1 protein-coding gene is annotated in these 1,277 nt (G+C 72.7%); it reads left to right on the top strand.

Annotated features, from left to right (window positions below):
• The coding region (locus AC1D12_RS33535) for an amino acid adenylation domain-containing protein (RefSeq protein WP_477845406.1) at window positions 1–1,277 on the top strand (1,277 nt) is incomplete at both ends.

Genomic DNA, 1,277 nt, shown 5'->3' with positions numbered 1-1,277 from the left:
TCCTGAAGGCGGGCGGCGCCTATCTGCCGATCGACCTGTCTTACCCGGCCGAGCGCGTGGCCTTCATGCTCGGCGACGCACAGGCGCCGGTGATGCTGACGCAGTCGGCGCTGCTCGCGCGGCTGCCGCCGCACGCCGGTGCGACGCTGTGCCTCGACGACGCGTTGCTGGCCGAGGCGCCCGTGGAGAACCCGGCGAGCCCCGTCAGCGCCGACGACCTGATCTACGTGATCTACACCTCCGGCTCCACCGGGCAGCCGAAGGGCACGCTGCTGACGCACCGCGCGGTCGACCGGCTGTTCAGCGCCACCGACGGCTGGTTCCGCTTCGGCCCGCAGGACGTGTGGACGCTGTTCCATTCGGTCGCGTTCGACTTCTCGGTGTGGGAGCTGTGGGGCGCGCTGGCGCACGGCGGCTGCCTGGTGGTCGTGCCGCAGGCGGTGAGCCGCTCGCCGGAGGCCTTCCTGCAGCTGCTGCACGACGAGCGCGTGACGGTGCTGAACCAGACGCCTTCTGCCTTCCGCCAGCTGGTGCAGGCTGACGTCGACAGCGGCGCCCCGCGGCGCACTTCGCTTCGCGAGGTGGTGTTCGGCGGCGAGGCGCTGGAGCTGCAGGCGCTGCGGCCGTGGTTCGAGCGCCATGGCGATGCGCAGCCGCGGCTCGTCAACATGTACGGCATCACCGAGACCTGCGTGCACGTGACGTACCGGCCGATCACGCGCGCCGACCTGGACGCACGCGCCGGCAGCGTGATCGGCGTGCCGATCCCCGACCTGCGCGTGCTGCTGCTCGACGCGCTGCTGCAGCCGGTGCCGATCGGCGTCACCGGCGAGATGTTCGTCGGCGGGCCGGGCCTCGCGCTCGGCTACCTGAACCGGCCCGAGCTGACGGCGGCGCGCTTCATCGGCGACCCGTTCCGCCCCGGCGAGCGGCTGTACCGCAGCGGCGACCTGGCGCGCTGGCGCCTGCGGGCCGATGGCGCGCTGGAGCTGGAATACCTCGGCCGCATCGACCACCAGGTGAAGATCCGCGGCTTCCGCATCGAGCTGGGCGAGATCGAGGCATTGCTGGCGCAGCAGCCGGGCGTGCGCGAGAGCGCGGTGCTGGCGCGCGAGGACGTGCCCGGCGACCAGCGGCTCGTCGCCTACGTGGCCGGCAGCGCCGATGTCGACGCGCTGAAGCAGGCGCTGCGCGAGCGGCTGCCCGACTACATGGTGCCGGCCGCATTCGTCGTGCTGCCGACGCTGCCGCTGACGGGCAACGGCAAGGTCGACCGC

It is taken from the genome of Rhizobacter sp. P1_G5 (genome assembly GCF_056405435.1).
The sequence above is the reverse complement of the archived record's forward strand: the minus strand, read 5'-3'. Positions and strand labels throughout refer to the sequence as shown.